Below are 1,409 nucleotides of genomic sequence, written 5' to 3'. Positions count from 1 at the left end.
AAACTCATACCTCTCCATCATTATCAGCGAAGCCTACTACGGAGCTGGCAAAAAATGCGGCAAGCTAGAGACTATCACGCTCGAATCTCTTACGAAAGAAACCGGGAGCCGCTTAAGTGCTTTTGCTTCAGTTTTAAGCGAAAGCAAAGTCGATGTTCTTCTTTACAATGATTGGTTCGGCGATTTCCTAGTCTGGGACGTAATATTATGCGCCATCCTTAACATAAAAGTTGTTTTAAATATTCATGGGGTATTCTCCCATTTCCTAGACGTCTCCAACGGAACCTTTGCGTCCTGGAATGATGGCCGGTTCTTTGCGCTCGTACCAAAAGTTGCCGCGTTATGCGATGCCGTAGTCGGACAAACGGCCGTCAACAAACGCTTTTTTAAGCAATTCAACCCCAACACCTACGAAATTAAAAATACCTTACCGAAACGCTATGCCCAACAAGAAATCACAAACAGCAAAATCAATGCGGACAGCTCGGAATTACTATGGGTAGGTCGCTTCGATATTTTCAAACATCCAGAGGATGCTATTCTCATTCTTGACAAAGTAGCAAAAACACACCCTGAGGTGAAGCTGACTTTTGTAGGTAAAAGTGGTTATGAAACATACGAACAAGAACTCGAAAGTCTTGCAAATAGCCTTAATTTAACTAATCACATTTCCTTTGAGGGCTTTCAGGAAAACGTCGATAAATACTACTCACATGCAGGTGTATTACTGCTCACCTCCGAGGTAGAGGGATACTGCATGGTTCTAGCCGAGGCTTGTGCTCATGGTCTGCCTATAGTTGCATACGATTTACCCTATTTACCTTTTGCGAAATGCAAAGGAATAGAATGGGTTGCGCAGGGCGATATTCAAGGTGCCGCAGATCAAATTTGCAGCATTCTCTCTAGCACAAAAAAAAGAATGGAGATGGCTTCAGCCTCTTTATCTTATACGACCCAGAATTCCGAAGATAGCTGGACGGAAGTACTGGAAGATCTTGCTATAGGCAAAAAGAACTCATGCGATTCTACCGAACTAGACACGCTACTCTGGAATACTCTTTTTAGCCACTATCTCAAAGGGGCAAATAGAGCCCACGACGAGATCAGCAAACTAAGCGCCACAATCGCCCGACAAGATGAAGAGCTGAACAAAGAGAGGGAAACCAGGGGAATTCTTCTAGACGCATGCAGGAATGAATACGAACAGTCATATTCTTACAGGATTGGAAGAGCCCTGCTTACCCTGCCACGTCTAGCCGCAAAACCATTTCGTGGCAAACATAGGCATTGACACTCCCCACGCCTAAAGGCGGGGGATTCTTCCTTCACCGCTGGTAGCCTTCCCTCCCTACGGAGGGCTGGTCTTACACCTGCTCCAGAAGCGTTTTCAGGTTTACACCTGAGGTTCC

1 protein-coding gene is annotated in these 1,409 nt (G+C 45.3%); it reads left to right on the top strand.

What is annotated here, in order from left to right; all coding sequences use genetic code 11:
* Positions 1–1,291 (top strand): glycosyltransferase (locus RR842_RS14680; protein ID WP_332730310.1); only part of this gene is annotated, 1,291 nt, incomplete at its 5' end.
* Between the last annotated feature and the right edge of the window lie 118 nt (positions 1,292–1,409).

The organism is Gordonibacter sp., from assembly GCF_036667095.1.
In the GTDB taxonomy this organism is placed as follows: Bacteria; Actinomycetota; Coriobacteriia; order Coriobacteriales; family Eggerthellaceae; genus Gordonibacter.
The sequence above is the reverse complement of the archived record's forward strand: the minus strand, read 5'-3'. Positions and strand labels throughout refer to the sequence as shown.